This window comes from Duganella sp. Leaf61 (genome assembly GCF_001421905.1).
Classification (GTDB): domain Bacteria; phylum Pseudomonadota; class Gammaproteobacteria; order Burkholderiales; family Burkholderiaceae_D; genus Rugamonas; species Rugamonas zoogloeoides.
Genome location: NZ_LMLM01000002.1, coordinates 23760 through 45535 on the forward strand (window position 1 = coordinate 23760; position 21776 = coordinate 45535).

Sequence of the window (21776 nt, forward strand, 5' to 3'; positions counted from 1 at the left end):
AGTGACAACGGAAACGCGTATGGTAGCGTATCTGGAGGGGGCGTGCCGGAGTGTGTTGCAAGGGCCTCCCGGCAGGAGGCCCCGTGATAATTAAGCTTCTTTGGCGATGCGCTGGCGGCGCGCTTCGTACAGGCAGACGCCCGACGCCACCGACACGTTCAGACTCTCAACCGAGCCGAACATTGGAATGCTCACCAGCACGTCGCAGGTCTCGCGCGTGAGGCGGCGCATGCCCTCGCCTTCCGAACCCATGACCAGCGCGGTCGGGCCGGTGAAGTCGGCTTCGTACAGGCCCTTCTCGCCGTCGTCGGACGTGCCGATCAGCCAGATGTCGCGCTCTTTCAGCTCGCGCAGGGTACGCGCCAGATTGGTCACCGTGATGTAAGGCACGGTTTCGGCGGCGCCGCTGGCCACCTTGGCGGCAGTGGCGTTCAGGCCCACGGCGCGGTCTTTCGGTACGATCACCGCGTGTGCGCCGACACCGTCGGCCACCCGCAGGCAGGCGCCCAGGTTGTGCGGATCGGTAATGCCGTCGAGCACCAGCAGCAGCGGCGGACCGTCGATGGCGTCGAGCAGCTCATCGAGGTTGCGCGCCAGCGCCAGCTGCGACGCAAAGGCGATCACGCCCTGGTGGCGGCGGGTGCCGACGATCTTGTCCAGGCGGGCCGAATCGACCGGCATGATGCGCACACCGGCAGCCTTGGCGTTGGCCACCAGGTCTTTCATGCGGCGGTCGTCGCGCGTGGCGTCGATGAAAATCTCTTCCACCGACGACGCCTCGTGACGCAAGCGCGAGGTCACCGCGTGGAAACCAAAAATCATTTTGTTCTTCATTTACTTATCGCTTCTTCTTACTTTTTGCGGCAGGTTTTGCTGCCTGGGGTGCTGCCGGGGCAGACGCCGCGGCATTGTTCTTGCTGCGACCGCCACGCGAGCGGGACTTGGGTTTGCTGCCGCCGTTGTTGCCACCATGATGGTCCGCTGCCGTGGTTTTCACCTCGTGGCGCTGCGACGTGGTCGGACCGGGCTTGATGTTGGTCTTGCGATCCTTGCCGCCAGTGTTGCCACTGCCTTCCGGCTTTGGCGGCGGCGCGTCGGGACCGGACAAGCGCAGGTCGATCTTGCGCATTTCCAGGTCCACCCGCACCACTTGCACGGTCACGCGGTCGGTCAGCTGGAAGCGCTTGCCGGTGCGTTCGCCTTTCAGTTCGTGGCGGGCGTCGTCGTACTGGAAGTAGTCGGAGCCGAGGTCGGTCACGTGGACCATGCCTTCGACAAACAGCTGGTCGAGCTGGACGAAAATGCCGAACGTGGCCACGCCGGTGATGATGCCGGTGAATTCCTCGCCCAGCTTATCCTGCATGAAGTAGCACTTGAGCCAGGCTTCGACGTCGCGCGACGCTTCGTCGGCGCGGCGTTCGTTGGCCGAGCAGTGCACGCCCAGCGCATCCCAGATCGTCAGGTCGGCAGCTTTTTTCTCTTTGCCTTCGGCCTTGTCCTTGGCCTGCTGCTTGCGCGTGGCGTTCGACACATTGGTGTTCAATACGCTCGACTCGGGAATCTTCGGCTCGTATTTTTTGCCGGCCAAAATCGCCTTGATGGCGCGGTGCGTCAGCAGGTCGGGATAGCGGCGGATCGGGCTGGTGAAGTGGGCATATGCTTCGTACGCCAGGCCGAAGTGGCCGATATTATCCGGGCTGTACACGGCTTGCTGCATCGAGCGCAGCAGCATGGTTTGCAGCAGCGACGCGTCCGGGCGTTCCTTGATCTGGCGCATCAGCGACGCGTAGTCGCCGGCGGCCGGCTTGTCGCCGCCCTCCAGGGTCAGGTTCACCTGCTTGAGGAACGTGCGCACCTGCTTGAGTTTTTCAGCGGTGGGGCTGGCGTGGATACGGTAGGTGCCCGGATGCTTGTTACGGATCAGCAGATCAGCCGCGCAGACGTTGGCGGTCAACATGCATTCCTCGATCAGACGGTGCGCATCGTTACGGGTGCGCGGGATGATCTTTTCGATCTTGCCGGTTGATGGATTGCTGACGATATAGGTTTCGGTGGTCTCGAAGTCGATCGCGCCGCGTTCGCTGCGCGCTTTCAACAAGGCCTGGAACACGTCGTACAGGTTGTCCAGGTGCGGCACCAGGCCCGGGCGGCGCTTGGCAGCCGGTCCCTTCCTGTCGCCGAGGATGTCCGCCACTTCGGTATAGGTCAGGCGCGCGGCCGAGTGGATCACGGCAGGATAAAACTGGTACGCCTTGATTTCGCCCTTGGCGGTGATCACGGCGTCGCAGACCAGCGTCAGGCGATCGACCGCCGGGTTCAGCGAGCACAGGCCGTTCGACAATTTTTCCGGCAGCATCGGGATCACGCGGCGCGGGAAGTACACCGACGTGCTGCGCTCCAATGCGTCGGTATCGAGCGCATCGTTCGGTTTGACGTAGTGGCTCACATCGGCAATCGCGACGATCAGGCGGTAGCCGTTGGCGCGGCCGATCTTGACCGGTTCGCAATAGACCGCATCGTCGAAGTCGCGCGCATCTTCGCCGTCGATGGTGACCAGCGGCACGTCGCGCAAATCGACGCGCTCGCCCAGGTCGGCTTCGCGCACGTGGTCGGGCAACTTGTTGGCCTGCTTGAGGGCTGCTGGCGAAAACACGTGCGGCACGTTGAACTTGCGCACGGCGATTTCGATCTCCATGCCCGGGTCATCAAGCGAGCCGAGAATTTCAACGATTTTGCCCACTGGCTGCTTGAAACGCATCGGTTGCTCGGTCAGCTCCACGCTGACGACCTGCCCGGCCTTGGCCTTGCCGACCGAACCTTCCACCAGGACGTCCTGGCCGATGCGCTGGTCTTCGGGCGCCACCACCCAGGTGCCGTTTTCGTTGAGCAGGCGGCCGATGATGTGGGTATTGGCGCGGCTGACGACTTCGACAATCGTGCCTTCCTTGCGGCCGCGGCGATCGACACCGACCACCTTGGCCATCACGCGGTCGCCGTGCAGCACTTTCTGCATTTCTTTCTCTGGCAGGAACAGGTCTTCGCCCGGCTCATCCGGGATCACGAAGCCGAAACCGTCGCGGTGGCTGCTGACCTTGCCGGCGATGAAACCGGTGTCTTCAGCAAGGGTGAAATTGCCGGCGTCATCGACGACGATCTGGCCGTCGCGCTGCATGGCGTTCAGGCGGCGCGACAGCACGGCCTGGGCGTCGGTCGCTACGTCGAGCGACTTCGCTACCGCGAGCAGGTCAAGCGACCGTTGGGCGCTGCGGAAGATGCCGAGAATTTCCTCACGGCTTGGAATGGTGTGTGTAATTTGGCTCAAAAGTTATTTCTATGGTGTTGTTATTGACAGTATTGGGTAAATCCGGCCTGGCAAAAATCGTCGGGGATACTGATATTGTGCATATATATGCCAGACGACAGCCGTAGTGTACTTGGAAACGCGGCGATAGCCTAATTCGTACGCACTATGGGCAATTTTTCAAACATTTTCTGAAAATGACGTTTGACATCGCGCAAGATTGCTCTATAATCTTGGTCTCTTGCAGCGACAACGTTGAAAAACGAAAGCAAAGCAGGAATGCTAGACCGGGTTGATGTGCAGTATGGAACGCAAGTTCATCTGGCACGAAACCTACCCTTTTTAGCATATGCAGCATCAGTGCCCACGTGGCGGAATTGGTAGACGCGCATGGTTCAGGTCCATGTGCCGCAAGGTGTGGGGGTTCGAGTCCCTCCGTGGGCACCACAGAATTCCNCCCACGTGGCGGAATTGGTAGACGCGCATGGTTCAGGTCCATGTGCCGCAAGGTGTGGGGGTTCGAGTCCCTCCGTGGGCACCACAGAATTCCGCAAAGAAGCCGCAGACTTTTCACCGAGTCTGCGGCTTTTTTCATGCCCGTACGCGTTGAACGCAAATAATTTCGAGCGAATGCTTGACGACTTGCGCAGTGTCCCGTATAGTTCTGGCCTCTGATGCAGAACACGCAGCAGAACAAGCAGTAAATTAGCAGCAACAGTGCCCACGTGGCGGAATTGGTAGACGCGCATGGTTCAGGTCCATGTGCCGCAAGGTGTGGGGGTTCGAGTCCCTCCGTGGGCACCACNAGTGCCCACGTGGCGGAATTGGTAGACGCGCATGGTTCAGGTCCATGTGCCGCAAGGTGTGGGGGTTCGAGTCCCTCCGTGGGCACCACAGAATTCCGCGAAAAAGCCGCAGACTTTTCATCGAGTCTGCGGCTTTTTTCATTCCCGACCGCACCATAAATTAATTTCACAAAAGCATGCTCATGCCCTTGACGCAGTGCCAGTGCTACTTTAAGATTCGGGCCTCTGTTGCAGAACACGTAGCAGAGAGCAGCAAAGCAGCAACAGTGCCCACGTGGCGGAATTGGTAGACGCGCATGGTTCAGGTCCATGTGCCGCAAGGTGTGGGGGTTCGAGTCCCTCCGTGGGCACCACNAAGCAGCAACAGTGCCCACGTGGCGGAATTGGTAGACGCGCATGGTTCAGGTCCATGTGCCGCAAGGTGTGGGGGTTCGAGTCCCTCCGTGGGCACCACAGAATTCCGCAAAAAGCCGCAGCCCTCTTTCGAGGTCTGCGGCTTTTTTCATGCTCAGGCCAAAGCGGCTTTCACGGCATCGGCCAGCGGCTGGGTCGGACGGCCGATCAGCTTGCCCAGCGTGCCGCTGTCGTCGAACAACGCGCCCTTGGAAGCGGCGAAGTCGGAATTGGCCAGCAGGTCGGCTACTGCCGGCGGCAGGCCCACCGTCACCAGCAGTTCGCGGTACTCGTGCTGGCCCAGGTTGTGGTACGGCAACTCGCGGCCAGCCTGCTTGCCCGTCTCCGCCGCCAGGTCGCTCAGCGTGAAGGACGTATCGCCCGCCAGTTCATACACCTGCGCTACCGGCTGGCCGCTGGCCAGCACCACGGCAGCGGCTTGCGCATAATCGTCGCGCGCGGCGGCGGCAATCTCGCCGTCCGAGGCGGCGCCGCTCAGCGCGCCATGTTCGAGGGCGCCCTTCAGGCCGGCCGTGTAGTTTTCCAGGTACCAGCCATTGCGCAGCAAGGTGTAGGTCAGGCCCGAGGCGCGGATCGCGTCTTCGGTTTCGCGGTGTTCGCTGGCCAGTCCGAGCAGACTGGTGTCGGCGTGCAGCACGCTGGTGTAAGCCAGCAGTGCAGCGCTGGCGCGCACGGCCGCATCGATTACGTTCTGGTGCTGGGCGGTGCGGTTACCGATATCGTTGGAAGAAATCAGCAAGACCTTGCTGGCGCCGGCAAAGGCCGTGTCGAGCGAGGCCGGATCGTTGTAATCGGCCTGGCGCACGTGCACGCCCAGCGCCTGCAAATCGGCAGCCTTGGCCGGATCGCGCACGGCGGCAACGATTTGCCCGGAAGGCGTGGTTTTCAGCAGGTGGGAAATGACGAGGCGGCCCAGTTGGCCGGTAGCACCGGTAATGACGATCATGTTGTTTCCTTTTTTAAATTCGATAAGCACCAGCGTAAAGTGGCACGGTTAGGTTTGTCTTAAGGTGAACTGACAGCGTCCATGGTAATCGCTGTACTTACTTTTTGTAAGTACATACAATTTGGTAAGTACACCTCCGACTTTGGATAGATGATGAACGAACAAAAATCGCTGCGTGCGGCTTTGCGCGACAACCAGTTGCAGCCGCGCGTGCTGGCGGCCGAATGCCCGTCGCGCGCCGTGCTCGGCCACATTACCAGCCGCTGGGGCGTGCTGGTGCTGATCGTGCTGCTCGACCGCACCCACCGTTTCAGCGAGTTGCGACGCGCGATCGGCGGTGTGAGCGAGAAAATGCTGGCGCAAACGCTCGACGCCCTCGCCTATGATGGCCTGGTGCTGCGCGTGGCGCAGCAAGTCGTGCCACCGCACGTGGAATACAGCCTGACCACGCTGGGCCGCGAGGCGGCCACGCGACTGGAAGTACTGGTGGACTGGATCGAGAACAATTTCCCGCTGATCGAGCAAGCCCAGAAAGCCGCCGCCATCGAGGCGGCATGAATTCGATCTTCGCCGCCGATCTTGTAATACACTAACCATGCCATGACGCTGACGCCCTCCTCCGCTACGCCGCACACGATACTGGTTGCCACCAGTTCGGCGTACGACCACGCCGGCCTGGAGCAGACACTGGCGCGCCACGGCTACCATGTGCGCGTCGTCAGCCGCGGCAACGAGGCGCTGGAGGTGGCGCGCAGCGGCGACGTGGCGCTGGCCGTCGTCGATGTGGCGCTGGCCGGCAGCGCCAGCCTGGAGCTCTGTCAACTGGTGCGCCAGTTGTGCGGCCCCCAGGTGCCGCTCTACCTGCTCTCCACCGCGCCCCATCCCGAGGAACACGCGCGCGCGCTCCACATCGGCGCCACCGACTACCTGCCGCTCTCGATGGAGGCGGACGACCTGGCCGAAAAAATCCTGGTACGCCTGCACGCGATATTACCTGCGCCAGCCACGCGCGCGCTGCCCACCATGGCCACGCTGGAAGTCAACTATCACACCATGCTGGCCGGCTCGCCCGACACCATCCTGCTGATGCAGCGCGGCACCAACCTGCTGCTCGACGTCAATCGTCGCGCGCGCCAGCATTTCGGCCTGACCGAGGCGGAGCTGGTGCAAACCGACCTGCCCTCGCTGTGCCCGCCGTTGCAGCCCGATGGCCGCACCTCGAACGCGGTGTTTGCCGAGCAGGTGGCAGCGGTGATGGGCGGCGCCACGCAAATGGTGGCGCTGACCATGCGGCACAGCACCGGCCGCCTGATCGACTGCGAACTGCGCATGGTGCCGCTCAATTCCGGCGAGCACCGGCTGATGCATGTGCGGGTGGTCGATGTCACGGCCCGCAACCGGGCGGCAGCGCTGCGCGACGGCAAGAACAAGCTGCTGGAAATGATCGCCCGTTCGGCGCCGCAGGGCGAGATCATGGAGCGGCTGATGCTGCTGATCGAGTCGCAATCGCCGGATGTCATTTGCACGGTGATGCTGCTGGGTCCGGACGGACGCACAGTGGCAGCCGCAACCGGCCCACGCATGCCGCGCGCGTATCTCGATGCGCTGGTCGGACTGCCCATCGGCCCTTCGGCAGGCTCGTGCGGTACAGCCATGTACCGCCGCGCCACCGTGATCGTGGCCGACATCGACCATGACCCGCTATGGACGCCCTACCGCGAGGTGGCCGCGCGCTTCGGCCTGCGCGCCTGCTGGTCGATTCCCATCATGCAGGACAGCAGCACGGTGATCGGTTCGTTTGCCATGTACTACCGCACCGCGCGCACACCGGCCGACGACGAACTGGACCTTATCGGCACCGCCTCGCACCTGGCCGGGATTGCCATCACCCGCGCCCGGCGCGAGGAAGAATTGCTGCGCCACCGCGAGCACCTGGAAGAGCTGGTGGCGGCGCGCACGCTGGAACTGCTGCAATCGAAGGAGCAGGCCGAGCAGGTCAACGAAGAACTGACGGCCGCGCTGGAAAACCTCAGCCTGACCCAGGAGGAGCTGGTGCGCCGCGACAAGCTGGCCGCGCTGGGCGCGCTGGTGGCGGGCGTGGCGCACGAACTGAACACGCCAATCGGCAACAGCCTGGTCATGGCCAGCACCATGAGCGAACGCACGGCCGAACTGCGGCGCGAGCTCGAAGGCGGCCTGCGCCGCTCGGTGCTGGAAACCTATCTCGACCAGGCCGCCAGCGCCGACCAGGTGGTGCTGCGCAACCTGAACCGGGCGGCAGCGCTGGTGGCCAGCTTCCGCCATATCGCGGTCGATGGCGCCAACTCCCAGCGCAGCCGTTTTCTGCTGGGCGAACAGGTGGGGCATTTACTGCATGCCATGGAAGCCGACCTGCGCCGGCAGGGCGTCACGCTCGAACAGGAAATCGACCAGTCGCTCAAGCTCGACAGCTACGCCACCCCGCTGCTGCAGGCGCTGCGACAGCTGATCGACAACGCCGTGGTACACGGCTTCGGCAGCGGCAAGCTTGGCAAGGCCGGCACCTTGCGGGTGGCAGCCTACGACAGCAGCGGCGGTGGCGACAGCGGTGGCGAGATCGCCATCGACGTCATCGACGACGGCATCGGCATCCCCGGCGGCAACCTGCCGCGCATTTACGATCCGTTCTTCACCACCCGCATGGGCGCTGGCGGTTCGGGGCTGGGCCTGTACGTCACGCACAACATCGTCACTGGCGTGCTGGGTGGTCACATCGACGTGGCCAGCAAGGTGGGGCTGGGCACCCGGTTCACCCTGCGCCTGCCAAAAACCGCACCACTTTGAGGGCGCGGCGATTTGCTGTACTCTTGCGCCATGACTAAATACTTTCTCGGAGTCATAACATTATTGTCGCTGGCTATGACCTGTGGGCAACTTCAGGCCGGGCCGGCGCAGTACTGGCAATGGCAAAGCATCGTCGATGCCAAGGTGCTGACCTGCTCGCCCACGCAACTGGGGCCGGGCTGGAAAAAGTTCCGTGGTCCGTTCAGGGACAGCCGTTGCGAAAAACTGGTTATTATTTACTAAAAAGCCAATAACAACATGGGGACCACCCCGGAGCATCAGCCCATCATTCACATGAGGAGACCGTATGTTCACCAATCCCGAGCAGTTTGCCAACGCCACCAAAGCCCTGTTTGAATTTCAACTGGAAACCTTCAATACCCTGACCGCCCGCGCGGTGCAAGGCGTGGAGCAAGTCGTCGCCCTCAATATGGCCACCGCCAAATCGAATATGGCCGACGGCCTGGCCACCGGCAAGGAAATCAGCCAGGCCGCCGATCCCAAGGCCGCGATGAGCCTGGCGGCCGCCAAGGTGCAGCCGGGCGTGGCCGGCGCCACCGCATACAACCAGCAACTGGGCGCCATCATTGCCGACATCCGCGAAGAATTCACGCGCGCCGCCGATGCCCACATGGCCGAAGCCAAGACCAACCTTTCCGCGCTGATCTACGACGTCACCAAGAACGTGCGCCCCGGCTCGGAAAACGCGGTGCAAATCGTCAAGGCCGCGATCGACAACGCCTTCACCGGCTACGAGCAGGTGACCAAGGCCACCAAGCAGGCGGTGCAGTCGGTCGAAGAGCAAATCGCCAAAGCCAATGCGCTGGTCGAGCAAAAGGCGGCCGAAGCGGCCAAGGCAGCCGGCGCTGCAGCCAACGCCAGCAACGGCTAACAGACATTTCACTGGGCATTGGCAGCGGAAAGCGATACACTGTACATAAATACAGCCATCGCCTCTCCCTGCCGTGCCCGCAATGACCCCAGTTTTCTCCAATCCGCTCGATAACCCGTTCTACTACCTGGAAAATTTTCACCGGGTACTGACGTGGATCGCCGACCGTTACGACGACCTGCTCACGGCCGACGAGCGCGATTTCCTGCACCGCTTTCCCACCCTGCCGCAGGCCTCGCGGGCCCTGCTGGTACGGATGGTCATGCGCAAGGGCACGGTCTTTCGGGCCAGTAAATTAAGCTATGCCGAAATCGGCGACACCCACGCCGCCGCCCTGCCGCTGGCCGGGCTGGGCCTGATCGAACCCGATCCTCACCTCGACCTCGACCAGCTGTTCGAGCTGCTGCAAAAACCTGAAATCAGCAAAATTTTTCAGCTCGGCGCCAACGTGCGCCACCTGCGCAAGGCCGACCAGCTGGCCGCGCTGCGCGAACAGTTCGGTACGCCGCAGCCGTATTCGCAGTGGTGGCCCGAGTCCGGCGACCACGCCTACCGCAACCTGGTGCAAGACCTGTGCGACCGCCTGCGCCTGATCTTCTTTGGCAACTTCCACCAGGACTGGACCGAGTTCGTGCTGTCGGACCTCGGCATCTTCCAGTACGAAAAGGTGGAGTTTCCAGCAGCGGCACGCGGCTTTCGCACGCGGCGCGATATCGACGATTTCCTGGCCCTGCACCGCTGCCGCGAACGCTTCGAGCTCGGTGAAGACCCGGCCACCATCATGGCCGACCTGCCCGCCTGCGCCGAGGACAACGAATGGCTGCTCAGCCGCCGCCACAAGTTTACGTTTGCCATCGGCCAGCACCTGGAAAAACTGCGCGACTGGCCGGGCGCACACGCCGTGTATGCCGCATGCCCGTACCCGGGCGCACGCGCCCGCGCCATCCGCGTGCTGGAAAAGGACGAGCAGCCGCGCGCCGCCTTCGACCTGCTGCAGCAAGCCATGGAAGCACCGGAAACCGAGGCCGAACGCCAGCAACTGCTGCGCATGGCGCCACGGCTGGCGCGCAAGCTCGGTCACGCCAAGCCGCCACCTGTGCCGCCCGCCAAACCGCTGCGCATCGACCTGAGCCTGCCATTGCCCACCGAGCACCACTACGTGGAATTCGTCGTGCGCGACCACCTGGCACGCGACGATGCCCCGGTGTACTACGTGGAAAATTCGCTGATCAATTCGCTGTTCGGGCTGCTGTGCTGGGAAGCCGTGTTCTGCCCGGTGCCGGGCGCCTTTTTCCACCCGTACCACCGGGCCCCGGCCGACCTGCACAGCGCCGATTTCCAGCGCCGCCGCGCCGCGCAATTTTCCGCCTGCTTCGCCCAGCTCGACAGCGGCGATTATCGCGCCACCATCCGCGCCAACCACGGTGCCAAGCGCGGCATCCAGTCCCCCTTCCTGCACTGGCAGGCGCTCAGCGACGATTTGCTGGACCTGGCGCTCGAGTGCATTCCGCCCGTGCACCTGCGCCGCGCCTTCGAGCGCATCCTGCAAGACATCAAGTCCAACCGCACCGGCTTCCCCGACCTGATCCAGTTCTGGCCCGCCGAGCGGCGCTACACGATGATCGAAGTCAAAGGTCCGGGCGACCGCCTGCAGGACAACCAGCTGCGCTGGATCGACTACTGCGCCACGCACGAAATGCCGGTGGCCGTGTGCTACCTGCAGTGGGCGGCCTGACATGGAAACCGCCGGCACCTACACCATCGCCGTGCGCGCGCTGTGCGAGTTCACCGCCAAGGCGGGCGACCTCGATCTGCGCTTCACGCCGTCGCCCACGGCGCAGGAAGGCATCGCCGGCCACGCGGTGGTGGCAGCACGCCGCGCCGACGGTTACGAGACCGAGATCTCCTTGTCCGGCGACTTCGGTCCGCTGCACGTGCGCGGCCGCGCCGACGGCTACGACCCGCGCACCAACCGCCTCGAAGAGGTCAAGACCTATCGCGGCGACCTGGCGCGCATGGCAGACAACCAGCGCCAGCTGCACTGGGCGCAGGTAAAAATCTATGGCTACCTGTTTTGCAGCAATCGCGGGCTCGACACCATCAAGCTGGCCCTCGTGTATTTCGACATCGCCAGTCAGAAGGAAACCCGCCTGCAGGAAGAGTACAGCGCGCTGGACCTGCAGGAATACTTCCAGCAGCAATGCGGCCTGTTCCTCGACTGGGCGCGGCAGGAACTGGCGCACCGCGCCGCCCGCGACGAACAGCTGAAAGCGATGCGCTTTCCGCATGCGGACTTTCGCCCCGGCCAGCGCCAGCTGGCCGAAGCCATGTACAAGGCCAGCAACCGCCGCGTATGCTTGCTGGCGCAGGCGCCCACCGGCATCGGCAAGACCGTGGGCAGCCTGTTCCCGATGTTGAAAGGCGCGTGCGCACATGGCGTCGATAAAGTGTTTTTCCTGGCTGCCAAAACCTCGGGCCGGCAAATGGCGCTCGACGCGGTGGACGTGATCCGCCACGGCGCCCCGCTGCTGCCGCTGCGCACGCTGGAGCTGGCATCGAAGTCCACCGCCTGCGTCAATCCGGACAAGGCCTGCCATGGCGAGTCGTGCCCGCTGGCCAGGGGGTTTTATGACCGTCTGCCGGCTGCGCGCCAATCGGCGCTCGATATCACCAACCCGCCGGCCGACGGCGTGGCGTTTTTATCGCTCGACCGCGAAACCTTGCGCGCGGTGGCGCTGGCCCACGACGTCTGTCCGTACTACCTGGGCACCGAACTGGCGCGCTGGTGCGACGTGGTCATCGGCGACTATAACTATTATTTCGACCTGAGCGCCATGCTGCACAGCCTGACGGTACTGAACGACTGGAAGGTCAGCGTGCTGGTGGACGAGGCGCACAACATGGTGTCGCGCGCGCGCAAGATGTATTCGGCCGAACTCGAACACGCCAGCCTGCGCCTGCTGCGCAAGACCGCGCCGCCCGAACTGAAAAAGCCGCTCGACCGCGTGCACAAGCTGTGGAACCAGCTCGAAAAAGAGCAGGACGTCGACTATAAATCGTACGCCACGCTGCCCGAAAAATTCATGATCGCGCTGCAAACCACGGCTGCCGCCATCTCCGACTACATGGCCGAGCATCCCACCCACCACGATCCAGAACTGCAGGAGTTTTATTTCGGCGCGCTGCTGTTCGGGCGCCTTGGCGAATCGTTTGGCGACCATGCGCTGTTCGATATCGAAAAAACCGAGGGCGCGCGCGCCAGCCATGCCGATTCGCTGCTGTGCATCCGCAACATCGTGCCGGCGCCGTTTTTGAAACCGCGCTTCGACAGCACTCACACCACGGCGCTGTTTTCGGCCACGCTCAGTCCCTGGAATTATTTCGGCGACATGCTGGGCATGCCCGAATCCACCGCGTGGGTGGACGTGGAGTCGCCATTCGTGGCCGAGCAGTTGTCGGTGCAGGTGGCGTCGCACATCTCCACCCGTTACCAGCACCGCCAGCAATCGTTGAAACCAATTGCCGCGCTGATGGGCGAACAGTACCTGCGCCAGCCCGGCAACTACCTGGCGTTCTTCAGCAGTTTCGATTACATGGAAAAGGCGGCCAATGCGTTTGCCGAGCGCTACCCCGACGTGCCCACCTGGCGCCAGTCGCGCCGCATGGACGAAGCGGAACGCGCCCACTTCCTGGCGCGCTTCACGCTCGAGAGCCGGGGTATCGGTTTCGCGGTACTGGGCGGCTCGTTCGGCGAAGGCGTCGATTTGCCCGGCGCGCGCCTGATCGGCGCGTTTGTCGCCACGCTCGGCCTGCCGCAAATCAATCCCGTCAACGAGCAGATCCGCCTGCGCATGGACGCCATCTTCGGCGCCGGCTACGACTACACCTACACCTATCCCGGCATGCAGAAAGTGGTGCAGGCAGCAGGCCGCGTGATCCGCACCCAGTCCGACCAGGGCACCGTGTTCCTGATCGACGACCGCTTTGGCCGCCCCGAGATCCAGGCGCTGATGCCGGCGTGGTGGAGTATCGATAGGGCGGCGGTGCCGGTGGTATCGGCCTGACGAATTCCCGCGCGTTACTGAAAGTGCTGCTGGCGCAGGTCCTGGATCAATGACTGCGCGGCACGACGACGCGCCTGGCGCTGCCACAGCGTCGATGCGCAGCGCTAGAAACGCCGGGGGCAGCCTCCCATCAGCGGTTGGCCGAAGCTGGCGTGGCCAGAGCCCGCCGCGCTGTTGGCGCTCATACTGGCCTTCTCTGGATAAAACAAACAATACTCGCCTAGCGCGGTGATGATGCGGTAAATGCGCCTGGGGTCGTTGGGCGCGCTGAACAGCTCTATCTTTGCCGACTCGAACCATTTCGGTTTGACCGCCGCGCTGGCCTCGGCAAAGCCCCGTTCCAGGCGCGCCTGCGGTGTATCGAGCGGCGCGGCGATCAGCTTGCGTTCGCCGGCGCGCAGCTCGCGGTCGATGGCGCCGACAGCCTTGAGCGCCTGCTCGCGCACATCGGCGGGTAGCTCTGCGGGCCCAGGTTGCGCGGCCAGCGGATCGACGTAGGTCGTCTGCTCGGCCGGGGCAGCTGCGGGTGCTGAGGCTGTCGAAGTTGTTGCGGTTGTTGAGGTTGTTACGGCTGTTGAAGCTGCCGCTGCTGCCGACGCTGCCGGCATTTGGGGCGTAGTGGGCGTTGCGGGCCGCGCGGATACTGGCTTCGGCGGCCGGGCATCCGATGCCTCCGGCGCAACTGGAGCAGCCGATGACATCGGACTGGCCGCCTGCAAACGCTGCTGCACTACCGGACTTGGCACGGGTTCAGGCATCGGCAAGCGTTGCGCTGGCTGCACCCTCAGCGTGGCAGCGACCGGCGCTGCGGCCAACGGCAGCAGCTGTATCCATACCCGGCGTTCGCTTGAAACTGGCACCGGCACCGGCCGCATGGCCAGCCATAGCAGCGCCAGGTGCAGCGCCACCACCATGGCCGCTCCCGCCGCCAGGCGCGGACGCCGATCCGCATACGTCGTGTAGGCGGCAAAGGAAATCGGTGCGGAGAATGCTGTCATGGTGTGCCTGGTGCGTTAGCCACAATAAATCCAGGCGCAATTGTACTTTTCTCAAGTGCCGGGTCCGGCGCCGATCGCAGCGTCCCGCCAGGCGCTACCTACAGCAGCGCCGCGCGCACCTTTTGATAACCGCTGCGGCTGACCGGCAGCCGGCTGCCGTCCTTGAGGATGGCGACGTGGCTGTCGCGCGTGGCCTGCTCGATGCGATCGATGCGGCCGATGTTGACGATGCACGAGCGGTGGATGCGCAGGAAGCGCGCGCCGTCGAGCTGCTCTTCCAGCTCCGCCAGGCGCTGGCTTTTCAGATAGTCCTTGCCGTCGGCGCGGATGCGCACGTAATCGTCCTGCGCTTCGATGTAGTCGATCCGGTCGCAGGCCACCACGTGGACCCTGGCGCCGTCGCGGATCAGCACCCGGTCCAGCGGGTGCTTGCGGCTGGCGGCATCGCGCACCAGTCGTTCGATGGCGGCGTCGCCAGTGCCTTTGATAATATTGGCGCGCGCGTGGGCCAGTGCCTGGTCCAGCCGCTGCTGGCTGAAGGGTTTGAGCAGGTAGTCGAGCGCGTGGAATTCGAACGCCTTGATCGCGTACTGGTCGAACGCGGTGGCGAAGATGTAGCGGGTGTGGTTGCCGGCCAGTTCGGCCACCTCGAAGCCGTCGAGCTTGGGCATCTGGATGTCGAGCAGGACCAGGTCGGGCGCCAGCTCGGTAATGGCTTTTACCGCCTCGAAGCCGTTGGCGCATTCGCCGACGATCTCGATATCGGCATGCGCACCGAGGTACTCGCGCACCACCGCGCGCGCCAGCATTTCATCATCGACGATCAATACCCGCATCTGCTATTCCCTGTCGTCTGTGGTGTGCGCCGGCATGGCGATGTCCACGTTGAAGTTATTGTCCTGGCAGCCCCACCGGATGCTGGCCTCGTGCTTGTAGGCGCGGGCCAGGCGCTGGCGCACATTGGCCAGGCCGATGCCGCTGCCGCCGGTGCCTGCATGCAGATCCTCGTCCACCGGATTGTCCACCCGGATGTGCAGCAGCGAACCGGTGCGCTGCGCCGCGATGCGGATCACGCCGCCCTCGGGCAAGTTGCAGATGCCGTGCTTGACGGCGTTTTCCACCAGCGGCTGGATCAGCATGGGTGGCACCAGGCAGGATTGCGCCGCGTCGTCCACCGCGCACTCCACCCGCAACCGGTCGCCGAAGCGCACCTGTTCGATGGCGAGGAAATGCCGGATCAGCACCAGCTCCTCGCCCAGCGTGACCATCCTGTGCGCTTCCATGCCCAGGCTCTGACGAAAGAAGCTGGCCAGCTCCAGCGTCATGCGGCGCGCGGCGCCGGCGTCGCAGGAAGTGAGCGCGCTGATCGAATTGAGGCTGTTGAACAGAAAATGCGGATCGATCTGGGTGCGCAGCATGCGCAGTTCGGCCTCCTGCGCCAGCAATTGCGATTCGAGTTCGCGCCGCTCGGCGCTCCTGGCCCGCACGAATTCGATCACCAGGTAGTGCACTGCCGCCGCGCAGCCGTAGAGCAGTATGCCCAGGCCCACGATCAGCGCCGAGAGCTGCGGCGTGAGCACGATGCCGGCCCACTCCAGGTCTGGCAGCGCGGTCACCGCATTCCACAAGTGCCCGGCCAGCAGCCACAGCACGCCCGATACCACCGCTGCCACCGTCAGCACCGCAGCAACGGTGCCGGCCGGGCGCGCACCGAGCGGGTAGGCGCGGCACAGGTAGTAGGCGGAGTAGCCGGCCACCAGCGCATAGACCATGTTCAGCGGGATCGCGAACAGCATGGCGTTGGCCAGCGGCGTATCGCTGGTCAGCGCGATCACGCCACCGAGCGCCAGGCCGAAGAACAGCCACACCACCATGTAGATGGCGGCGCCGCGACGGTTCGAGAACGCTGCGAGCATCGTGGTACGGGCCTGCTAGTTGCGCACTTCCAGGCCGCCGAGGATGGCATAGCCGCGCACGACCAGGCGCTTGCCGGTGCCGGCGGGCGGCGCGGTCTTTTCTTCGAAGCCGCCGATGATCGCGGTACCCTCCATCACCACCACCCAGTCCACCGGCACCTTGATGGTGATGCCGCCGGCCAGCGAGAAGATATTGAGCACGGCATCGCCCTGAATCGAGGCCTGGCGCAGGTCGAGATCGGCGCTGCCGAGGATGGCGGTCACTTCGCCGCCGCGAAAATTCTGCGTATTCACGCGCCGGTTGGCCGTGCCCACCACCGAGACGAAGTTGATGACGTCGTCGCCGTCGGTGTCGCGCTGCGCCTTGACGTATTCGTCGCCGGGCACCTGGAACGCGGCCTTGGGATCGTCGCCGCCGGCCCAGTCGCCGCTGTTGCCGGTGCCATTGGCGGCATTGCTGGCTTTATAGACGATGCCAATACCGACAATGATCAGTACCACGGGCCAGATATCGCGCCAGTCGAAATCGAGGAAGCCGATGCCGCGCAACACGCCGATACTGCCCACGCAAACCAGCACCACGCCCACCACGTTGCCGGAATTGGTACGCGTGTGGGTGAGCTTGAGCACCCCGGCCAGCAGAAGCGCGGTGGGCACCAGCAGGCGGCGGAAATCGAGGTCGATCCAGCCCAGGTTATCGACCAGGAATAGCAGGCCGATGACGACCACCAGCAGGCCCAGCACCATTTGCGCCTTCGGATTGGTTTTGGCGATGCGGCTCATTTTTGCTCCTTGTGGGCGTCGAAGATATTTTCCAGCAGGGGGCGCAGCAGCAGGCCGACGCCGCAGGCTACGATCAGCGCCGGCCAGGTATCGCGGAAGCCCCAGCCCCAGATATGATTGAACGATACGTACCACCAGCCGGCAAAGAAAAAGCTCCACAGGCCGCTGAGCAGGTAGGCTGGCGTGGTGGGCGGAATCACTTGCGTCAGGCCGCTGATCACCAGCAGCCAGGGCCAGTAGCGCCACAGCTCGGACACGCGCAGATCGAGGTCGATCAGGTCCGCGCGCTGCAACAGCACGACCACCCCCACCACGATCAGGCCGATGCCCCACACCAGTTGCTGGCGCCATTTATAAACGGTTTCCACATTCATGTTCGGTTCCCCCTTGTGACATGACCATCACAATAACGGGGAACCGCCGGCTGGCAAACCACAAATCGGCGAATGACGGAAATGCACCGGTGAACGGCGCTCAGGCGAAAAAAAACCCACACCGCCGGTGGCGGGTGGGTTTTTGGATAAAGGCTGCAGTGCTTAGCGGCGGGAGCGTGGATTGGCCTTCACAGGAATGAGAGCAGGTTCAAACAACATCAGGCCCCAGCCCAGTTGACGGCGAATTTCCTCGGGCGTTGGCGGCGGCTTGAACTCACGCGTCCGGCGCTCTAGCCATGCTCGTACCAAATGCTTCGAAGGATGCAAAGTCTGCGACATGCCCGTCTCCCAAAAATTGAGTGAAGCAAATGTAGAATGTAGTGAAGCCTCGGGGGCCTCGCAAAACCGTAGCAGGCGGCGCAGTAGGTTTGGCGAGCCCCAACCAAAAAAAATTCTGGTGCCGGTACTTGAGGCTACCGGCTTACCTGCTGCCGAGCGACATCTGCAAGAATGCGCTCCAGGCACGCGCAGCCACTATAGCGTAGCGCTGCCGCATACTCTGTACGCGGCCTCACACTTGATGATAGTTATAACTTCTGCTGGAGAAAATCGAGGAAGCAACCGATGCGCCGCGCCAGTTGCGTGTTGCGGTAATAGACGGCGTGGATCTGCTGGCGGTAGCCGGTGTAGCTGTCTTCGAGCACCTTGACCAGGTGGCCGTCGGCGATGTCGGCGCGGGTCATGAAGTCGGCCAGGCACACGATGCCCTGCCCGGCCAGCGCCAGCTGGCGCAAGGTCTCGCCGCTGGAGGCCGACAATGAAGGCGTGATTACCAAGCTGTTGCCGTTGGCGTGTTGCAGCGGCCAGCTGTTGCCCTGCTCGTACTGGGCAAAGCCCAGCAGCGAATGGCCGGCCAGGTCTTCCGGCGTGCGCGGTGCACCGTGCCGCGCCAGGTAGTCGGGACTGGCCAGCACGTACAGCGGGCTGGCGGACAGCGCCCGCGCGTGCAAGGTGGAGTCGGGCAGCGTGCCGATGCGGATCGCAATGTCGGTGCGGTGTTCGATCAGGTCGGTGATCTGGTCGTTGCTGCTCAACTCGAGCCGGATCTCCGGGTACAGCGCGCGGAATTCCGCCACGTGCGGCACCACGCAATGGAGCATGAACGGCGAGGCCGCATCCACGCACAGGCGTCCGGCCGGCTGCTGGCGGCGGATGCGGATGGTTTCCTCGGCTTCTTCCATGGCGCCCAGGATGGCGCGCGCGCGCTCGAGGAACAACTGGCCTTCTTCGGTCAATTCCATGCGGCGCGTGGTGCGCGTGAGCAGCGAGGTAGCCAGCTTGTCCTCGAGCCGCGACAACGCCCGGCTCACGCCCGACGTGGTCTGGCCCAGGTGCACCGAGGCAGCGCTGAGGGTGCCGCTGTCGATCACGGTGATGAAGGTTTTCAGATCGTCCGAATTAATGTCCACTTGGTTCAACTCTACTTGATTGATCGTTCACGCCACGTACAACAGCACGGCGGCAAAGTGGCAGGCGCTCCCGCCCAGCACGAACAGGTGCCACACGCCGTGGCCGTAGCGCCACTTGTGATCGGTCACGAAAAAAGCGATGCCCACCGTGTACACCAGGCCGCCTCCGGCGATCCACAGGAAGCCGTCCAGGCCCAGCGCCGCAATCAGCGGTCTGGCGCCGATCACGCCCACCCAGCCCATGGCCACGTAAATCACCAGCGACAGGATGCGCTTGCCCTTGGCGAACCACAGCTCCTGCACGATGCCCACCAGCGCCAGTCCCCACACCACGCCGAACAATGACCAGCCCCACGGTCCGCGCAGGCTCACCAAAGTAAACGGCGTATAGGTCCCGGCGATGAGCAGGTAGATGGCGCAGTAATCCATCTGCCGCAGCACGTCCTTGGCGCGGCCGCGCAAGCTGTGATACAGCGTGGAGACCAGGTACAGTCCGAACAGGGTGGCGGCAAAAATGCTGAAGCTCACCACTTTCCAGGGGTCGCCGCTGCGCGCGGCCAGTACGATCAGCACAATGCCACCTGCCGCCGCCAGGGCTGCACCCACCGTGTGGGTAATGCTGTTGAAGCGCTCTCCGTAATACATAGGGCTTCCGATGCTGGTAAAGCGAACCATTGTATAGCGCGCCGGCTGCCGTGATACTTAGCAAAAACTTAATGGTAGCACATAAAAAATTTATTCAAAGCAATGTTACAAACTGCGACACTATCGCTTGACGATTGCGCGACAGATGTCGCACAATAACCCCACTCGTCGCAAAACAGGAAAATCCATGTTCAATCCCATCCCGTCGGTCAGCGAACTGACCTTGCTCAAGGCGCTGTGGAAGCAGCAACCGCTCAGCGCCCGCGAAATCCACGATGCCGCCGCCGACGAACTGGCGTGGTCGTTCTCATCGACCCGCAAGACGCTCGACCGCATGCTCGACAAGGACATGATCACGGTTCACGTCATGCACGGCGTCAATGTGTACAGCCCCCGGCTCGACAAGGTCGGCACGCTGGCCGCGTTTGCCCACGACTTCGGCCGCCGCGTGATGGAACTGGACGCACCGCTGCCAGTGGCGATGTTCACCGGCAGCAAGCTGGTGGACCAGCAGGAGCTGTCCCGGCTCGAACAAATGCTCAACGACTGGCCCGACGACGAGGCGGAACAGCCATGAGCGCGCTGACAATGGCAACGCCCACGCTGCTGCTATGGCAATGGCTGCTGGCCTGCTTCGGCTGCGTGCTGGCCGGCCTGCTGGTGCATGCGGTGCTCACACTGGCAGCACGCACCTGGCCGGCCCTGCGCGGCCAGCGCCTGGTGTGGCTGGCCGCGCAAGCCGTGGTAGCCGCGGTGACGCTGCTGCCGTTTCTGCCGGCGCTGGACCGGGCCATGGCGCCAACGTTGACTGTCGTCGTGCCCGCGCCGCTGGCCCCGGCGCTGCCTTCGTCAACCGTACGTGCCGGGACCATACCTGCTGCGGTCACTGCGCCGCCAGCCGCTTTCACTGCGGCCATAGGTGTGGTTGCCGATACCAGAATCAGGGCCGGTGCGAGCGCTGATACTACCGTTGCCACGCCTGCGACTGCGACTGCGACAGTCAATACCGCGCCATTCACCATTACCGCAGCGGCGCTGCTTGCCTGGGTACCGTTGCTCTGGGCCGCCATCTACTGCGCCGGCCTGGCCTGTGCCGTGCGGCGCCTGGCGCGCGCCTGGCGGTTGTGGCGCGGCCTGCTGGGCGGCGCGCGGCGTCTGTCGCGGCAGGCGCTGGGTGCGCACGGCGGCTTCGACGCGCGCCAACTGTATGACATCGCCCGCCATCGCGTGACGGTGATGGAAACCGATGCGGCGGTCTCGCCGATGCTGGTGGGCGCCTGGCGGCCGGTGCTGCTGCTGCCACGCCACCTGCGTGATTTTCCCGTGATCGAACAACAGATGGTCATCGCCCACGAACTGCAGCACCGCCGTGCGCGCGATCCCTGGCTGCTGGGCGTGTCGGCCCTGGTACAAACGCTGTTGTGGTTCAATCCTGCGCCACGCTGGTTCGGTGCGCGCCTGGCCTGGGCGGTGGAACTGGCGTGCGACCGCCGCGTGCTGGCCGGCCGCCCGCCGCAGCAGCGCAAACAGTACGCTGGCGCGCTGCTGGCCCAGTGGCGCGCGCAACTGCTTGCGCCGCCTGCAACCGCCCTCGCCTTTGGCGGCGCCGATGCCCACACGGTGGGTGAGCGTATCGAACAGCTGCGCCACGCCAAAACGCCAGCCTTGCCAGCTGCCGGCGCCTGGACCGTGGCGGCAATGCTAATCGGCGTGCTGACTGGCGGCGCATTGCTGCGCCCTGCACTGGCGGTAAGCACTCTGCCGCTATTGGCAGCGGGCACTTTGCCGGTGCCAGCAGGATCTGCCGGCCAAGCCACTGCGGCCGCTGTGGCTGCTGCGCCAGCGGCCTCGGTGTCAACGTCAGCACCCATCGCCTGGCACAACCCGCTCGACAAAATGCGTGTCTCCGGCTTTTTCGGCGTGATGCGCAGCGTTTCACCACGGCCCAACCAGGGTCTCGACTTGCCGGCGCCAGTGGGCACGCCGGTGCGCGCAGCTGCCGCCGGGACCGTGCTTGCTGCCGGCAAGCTCGATGAGAACAACGGCCGCTACGGCACCACCATCGTCATCGCCAGCGGTGATGGCAATGAGGCCACCCAGGCGCTCTACGCCCACCTGGACACCACGGCGGTGCACCCGGGCGCGAAGGTGGCGGCGGGCCAGGTCATCGGCACCGTCGGCGTGACCGGCTTTTCCACCGGCCCGCACCTGCACTTCCAGCTGCGCCAGAACGGCCGGGCCATCGATCCGGCCACCGTGCTTGCCGGTCTCGACCAGCATGCGACCGGGCGCGCACTTGCCGTGCGGCGCCAGCAACTGGGCTACTAACCACCGATAACCATGCC

Annotated in this window: 19 protein-coding genes and 5 tRNA genes; 13 read left to right on the top strand and 11 right to left on the bottom strand. The window is 64.0% G+C overall.

The annotated features are described in order from the left end of the window. Positions 1-90 precede the first annotated feature (90 nt). Both rlmB and rnr read right to left on the bottom strand, forming a co-directional pair. Positions 91-834 carry a 23S rRNA (guanosine(2251)-2'-O)-methyltransferase RlmB gene (gene rlmB, locus ASF04_RS04325; protein ID WP_019922191.1) on the bottom strand — a complete coding sequence of 248 codons (744 nt, stop codon included), beginning with the start codon at positions 832-834 and terminating at the stop codon, positions 91-93. A 4-nt stretch (positions 835-838) separates the two neighbouring features. Beyond that, a complete protein-coding gene (gene rnr, locus ASF04_RS04330; protein WP_056138490.1) occupies positions 839-3322 on the bottom strand; it encodes a ribonuclease R in 2484 nt (827 codons plus the stop codon). A gap of 341 nt (positions 3323-3663) precedes the next feature. On the opposite strand from rnr, the gene ASF04_RS04335 reads away from it, so the two are divergent. The 5 genes from ASF04_RS04335 (at position 3664) to ASF04_RS04360 (ending at position 4560) form a co-directional block, all read left to right on the top strand. Beyond that, a tRNA-Leu gene (locus ASF04_RS04335) sits at positions 3664-3748 on the top strand. Positions 3749-4020: 272 nt separating this feature from the next. After that, positions 4021-4105, top strand: a tRNA-Leu gene (locus ASF04_RS04345). Positions 4106-4110: 5 nt separating this feature from the next. Then, positions 4111-4195, top strand: a tRNA-Leu gene (locus ASF04_RS04350). Between the two features lie 180 nt (positions 4196-4375). Then, positions 4376-4460: transfer RNA gene (locus ASF04_RS04355), tRNA-Leu, on the top strand. 15 nt (positions 4461-4475) lie between these two features. Beyond that, a tRNA-Leu gene (locus ASF04_RS04360) sits at positions 4476-4560 on the top strand. A gap of 55 nt (positions 4561-4615) precedes the next feature. Here ASF04_RS04360 and ASF04_RS04365 read toward each other — a convergent pair. After that, positions 4616-5467 carry an SDR family oxidoreductase gene (locus ASF04_RS04365; RefSeq protein WP_056138492.1) on the bottom strand — a complete coding sequence of 284 codons (852 nt, stop codon included), beginning with the start codon at positions 5465-5467 and terminating at the stop codon, positions 4616-4618. Between the two features lie 153 nt (positions 5468-5620). On the opposite strand from ASF04_RS04365, the gene ASF04_RS04370 reads away from it, so the two are divergent. The 6 genes from ASF04_RS04370 (at position 5621) to ASF04_RS04395 (ending at position 13246) form a co-directional block, all read left to right on the top strand. Then, positions 5621-6025, top strand: coding sequence for a helix-turn-helix domain-containing protein (locus tag ASF04_RS04370; RefSeq protein WP_152881255.1), 405 nt, complete (start codon positions 5621-5623; stop codon positions 6023-6025). 42 nt (positions 6026-6067) lie between these two features. After that, on the top strand, positions 6068-8290 hold the full coding sequence (locus tag ASF04_RS04375) for an ATP-binding protein (protein ID WP_056138498.1): 2223 nt from the start codon (positions 6068-6070) through the stop codon (positions 8288-8290). 30 nt (positions 8291-8320) lie between these two features. Further along, a complete protein-coding gene (locus ASF04_RS04380; protein WP_056138500.1) occupies positions 8321-8533 on the top strand; it encodes a hypothetical protein in 213 nt (70 codons plus the stop codon). A 64-nt stretch (positions 8534-8597) separates the two neighbouring features. Further along, complete coding sequence (locus ASF04_RS04385; RefSeq protein ID WP_056138502.1) at positions 8598-9182, top strand: phasin family protein; 585 nt, start codon at positions 8598-8600, stop codon at positions 9180-9182. 82 nt (positions 9183-9264) lie between these two features. Further along, positions 9265-10917: a VRR-NUC domain-containing protein gene (locus ASF04_RS04390; protein ID WP_056138504.1), complete on the top strand. Its 1653-nt coding sequence runs from the start codon at positions 9265-9267 to the stop codon at positions 10915-10917. 1 nt (position 10918) lies between these two features. Beyond that, positions 10919-13246, top strand: coding sequence for an ATP-dependent DNA helicase (locus ASF04_RS04395; protein ID WP_056138506.1), 2328 nt, complete (start codon positions 10919-10921; stop codon positions 13244-13246). Between the two features lie 104 nt (positions 13247-13350). On the opposite strand, the gene ASF04_RS27315 is transcribed toward ASF04_RS04395, so the two are convergent. From ASF04_RS27315 to ASF04_RS04430, 8 genes are all read right to left on the bottom strand, one after another. After that, positions 13351-14244: a hypothetical protein gene (locus tag ASF04_RS27315; protein WP_156368525.1), complete on the bottom strand. Its 894-nt coding sequence runs from the start codon at positions 14242-14244 to the stop codon at positions 13351-13353. A gap of 98 nt (positions 14245-14342) precedes the next feature. Further along, entirely contained in the window at positions 14343-15080 is a 738-nt protein-coding gene (locus tag ASF04_RS04405) for a LytTR family DNA-binding domain-containing protein (protein ID WP_056138511.1), read from the bottom strand. Between the two features lie 3 nt (positions 15081-15083). Continuing rightward, complete coding sequence (locus ASF04_RS04410; protein WP_056138512.1) at positions 15084-16160, bottom strand: sensor histidine kinase; 1077 nt, start codon at positions 16158-16160, stop codon at positions 15084-15086. 15 nt (positions 16161-16175) lie between these two features. After that, positions 16176-16943, bottom strand: coding sequence for a LiaI-LiaF-like domain-containing protein (locus ASF04_RS04415; protein ID WP_056138514.1), 768 nt, complete (start codon positions 16941-16943; stop codon positions 16176-16178). Beyond that, positions 16940-17317 (bottom strand): LiaI-LiaF-like domain-containing protein, encoded by a 378-nt coding sequence (locus tag ASF04_RS04420; RefSeq protein ID WP_056138516.1) that lies wholly within the window; start codon positions 17315-17317, stop codon positions 16940-16942. Before ASF04_RS04420 ends, ASF04_RS04415 begins: the two co-directional genes overlap by 4 nt. A gap of 162 nt (positions 17318-17479) precedes the next feature. Beyond that, positions 17480-17656 (bottom strand): hypothetical protein, encoded by a 177-nt coding sequence (locus tag ASF04_RS27820; RefSeq protein ID WP_164474762.1) that lies wholly within the window; start codon positions 17654-17656, stop codon positions 17480-17482. Positions 17657-17904: 248 nt separating this feature from the next. Beyond that, positions 17905-18786, bottom strand: a complete 882-nt coding sequence (locus ASF04_RS04425) for a LysR family transcriptional regulator (protein WP_056138880.1) — start codon at positions 18784-18786, stop codon at positions 17905-17907. 27 nt (positions 18787-18813) lie between these two features. Further along, positions 18814-19431 (bottom strand): hemolysin III family protein, encoded by a 618-nt coding sequence (locus tag ASF04_RS04430; RefSeq protein WP_056138518.1) that lies wholly within the window; start codon positions 19429-19431, stop codon positions 18814-18816. Between the two features lie 187 nt (positions 19432-19618). Here ASF04_RS04430 and ASF04_RS04435 point away from each other — a divergent pair, with 187 nt between their 5' ends. Next, entirely contained in the window at positions 19619-20008 is a 390-nt protein-coding gene (locus tag ASF04_RS04435) for a BlaI/MecI/CopY family transcriptional regulator (protein ID WP_056138521.1), read from the top strand. Further along, a complete protein-coding gene (locus ASF04_RS04440) occupies positions 20005-21759 on the top strand; it encodes a M23/M56 family metallopeptidase (RefSeq protein WP_056138522.1) in 1755 nt (584 codons plus the stop codon). The genes ASF04_RS04435 and ASF04_RS04440 overlap by 4 nt, the downstream gene beginning before the upstream one ends. The last annotated feature ends 17 nt before the right edge of the window (positions 21760-21776 follow it).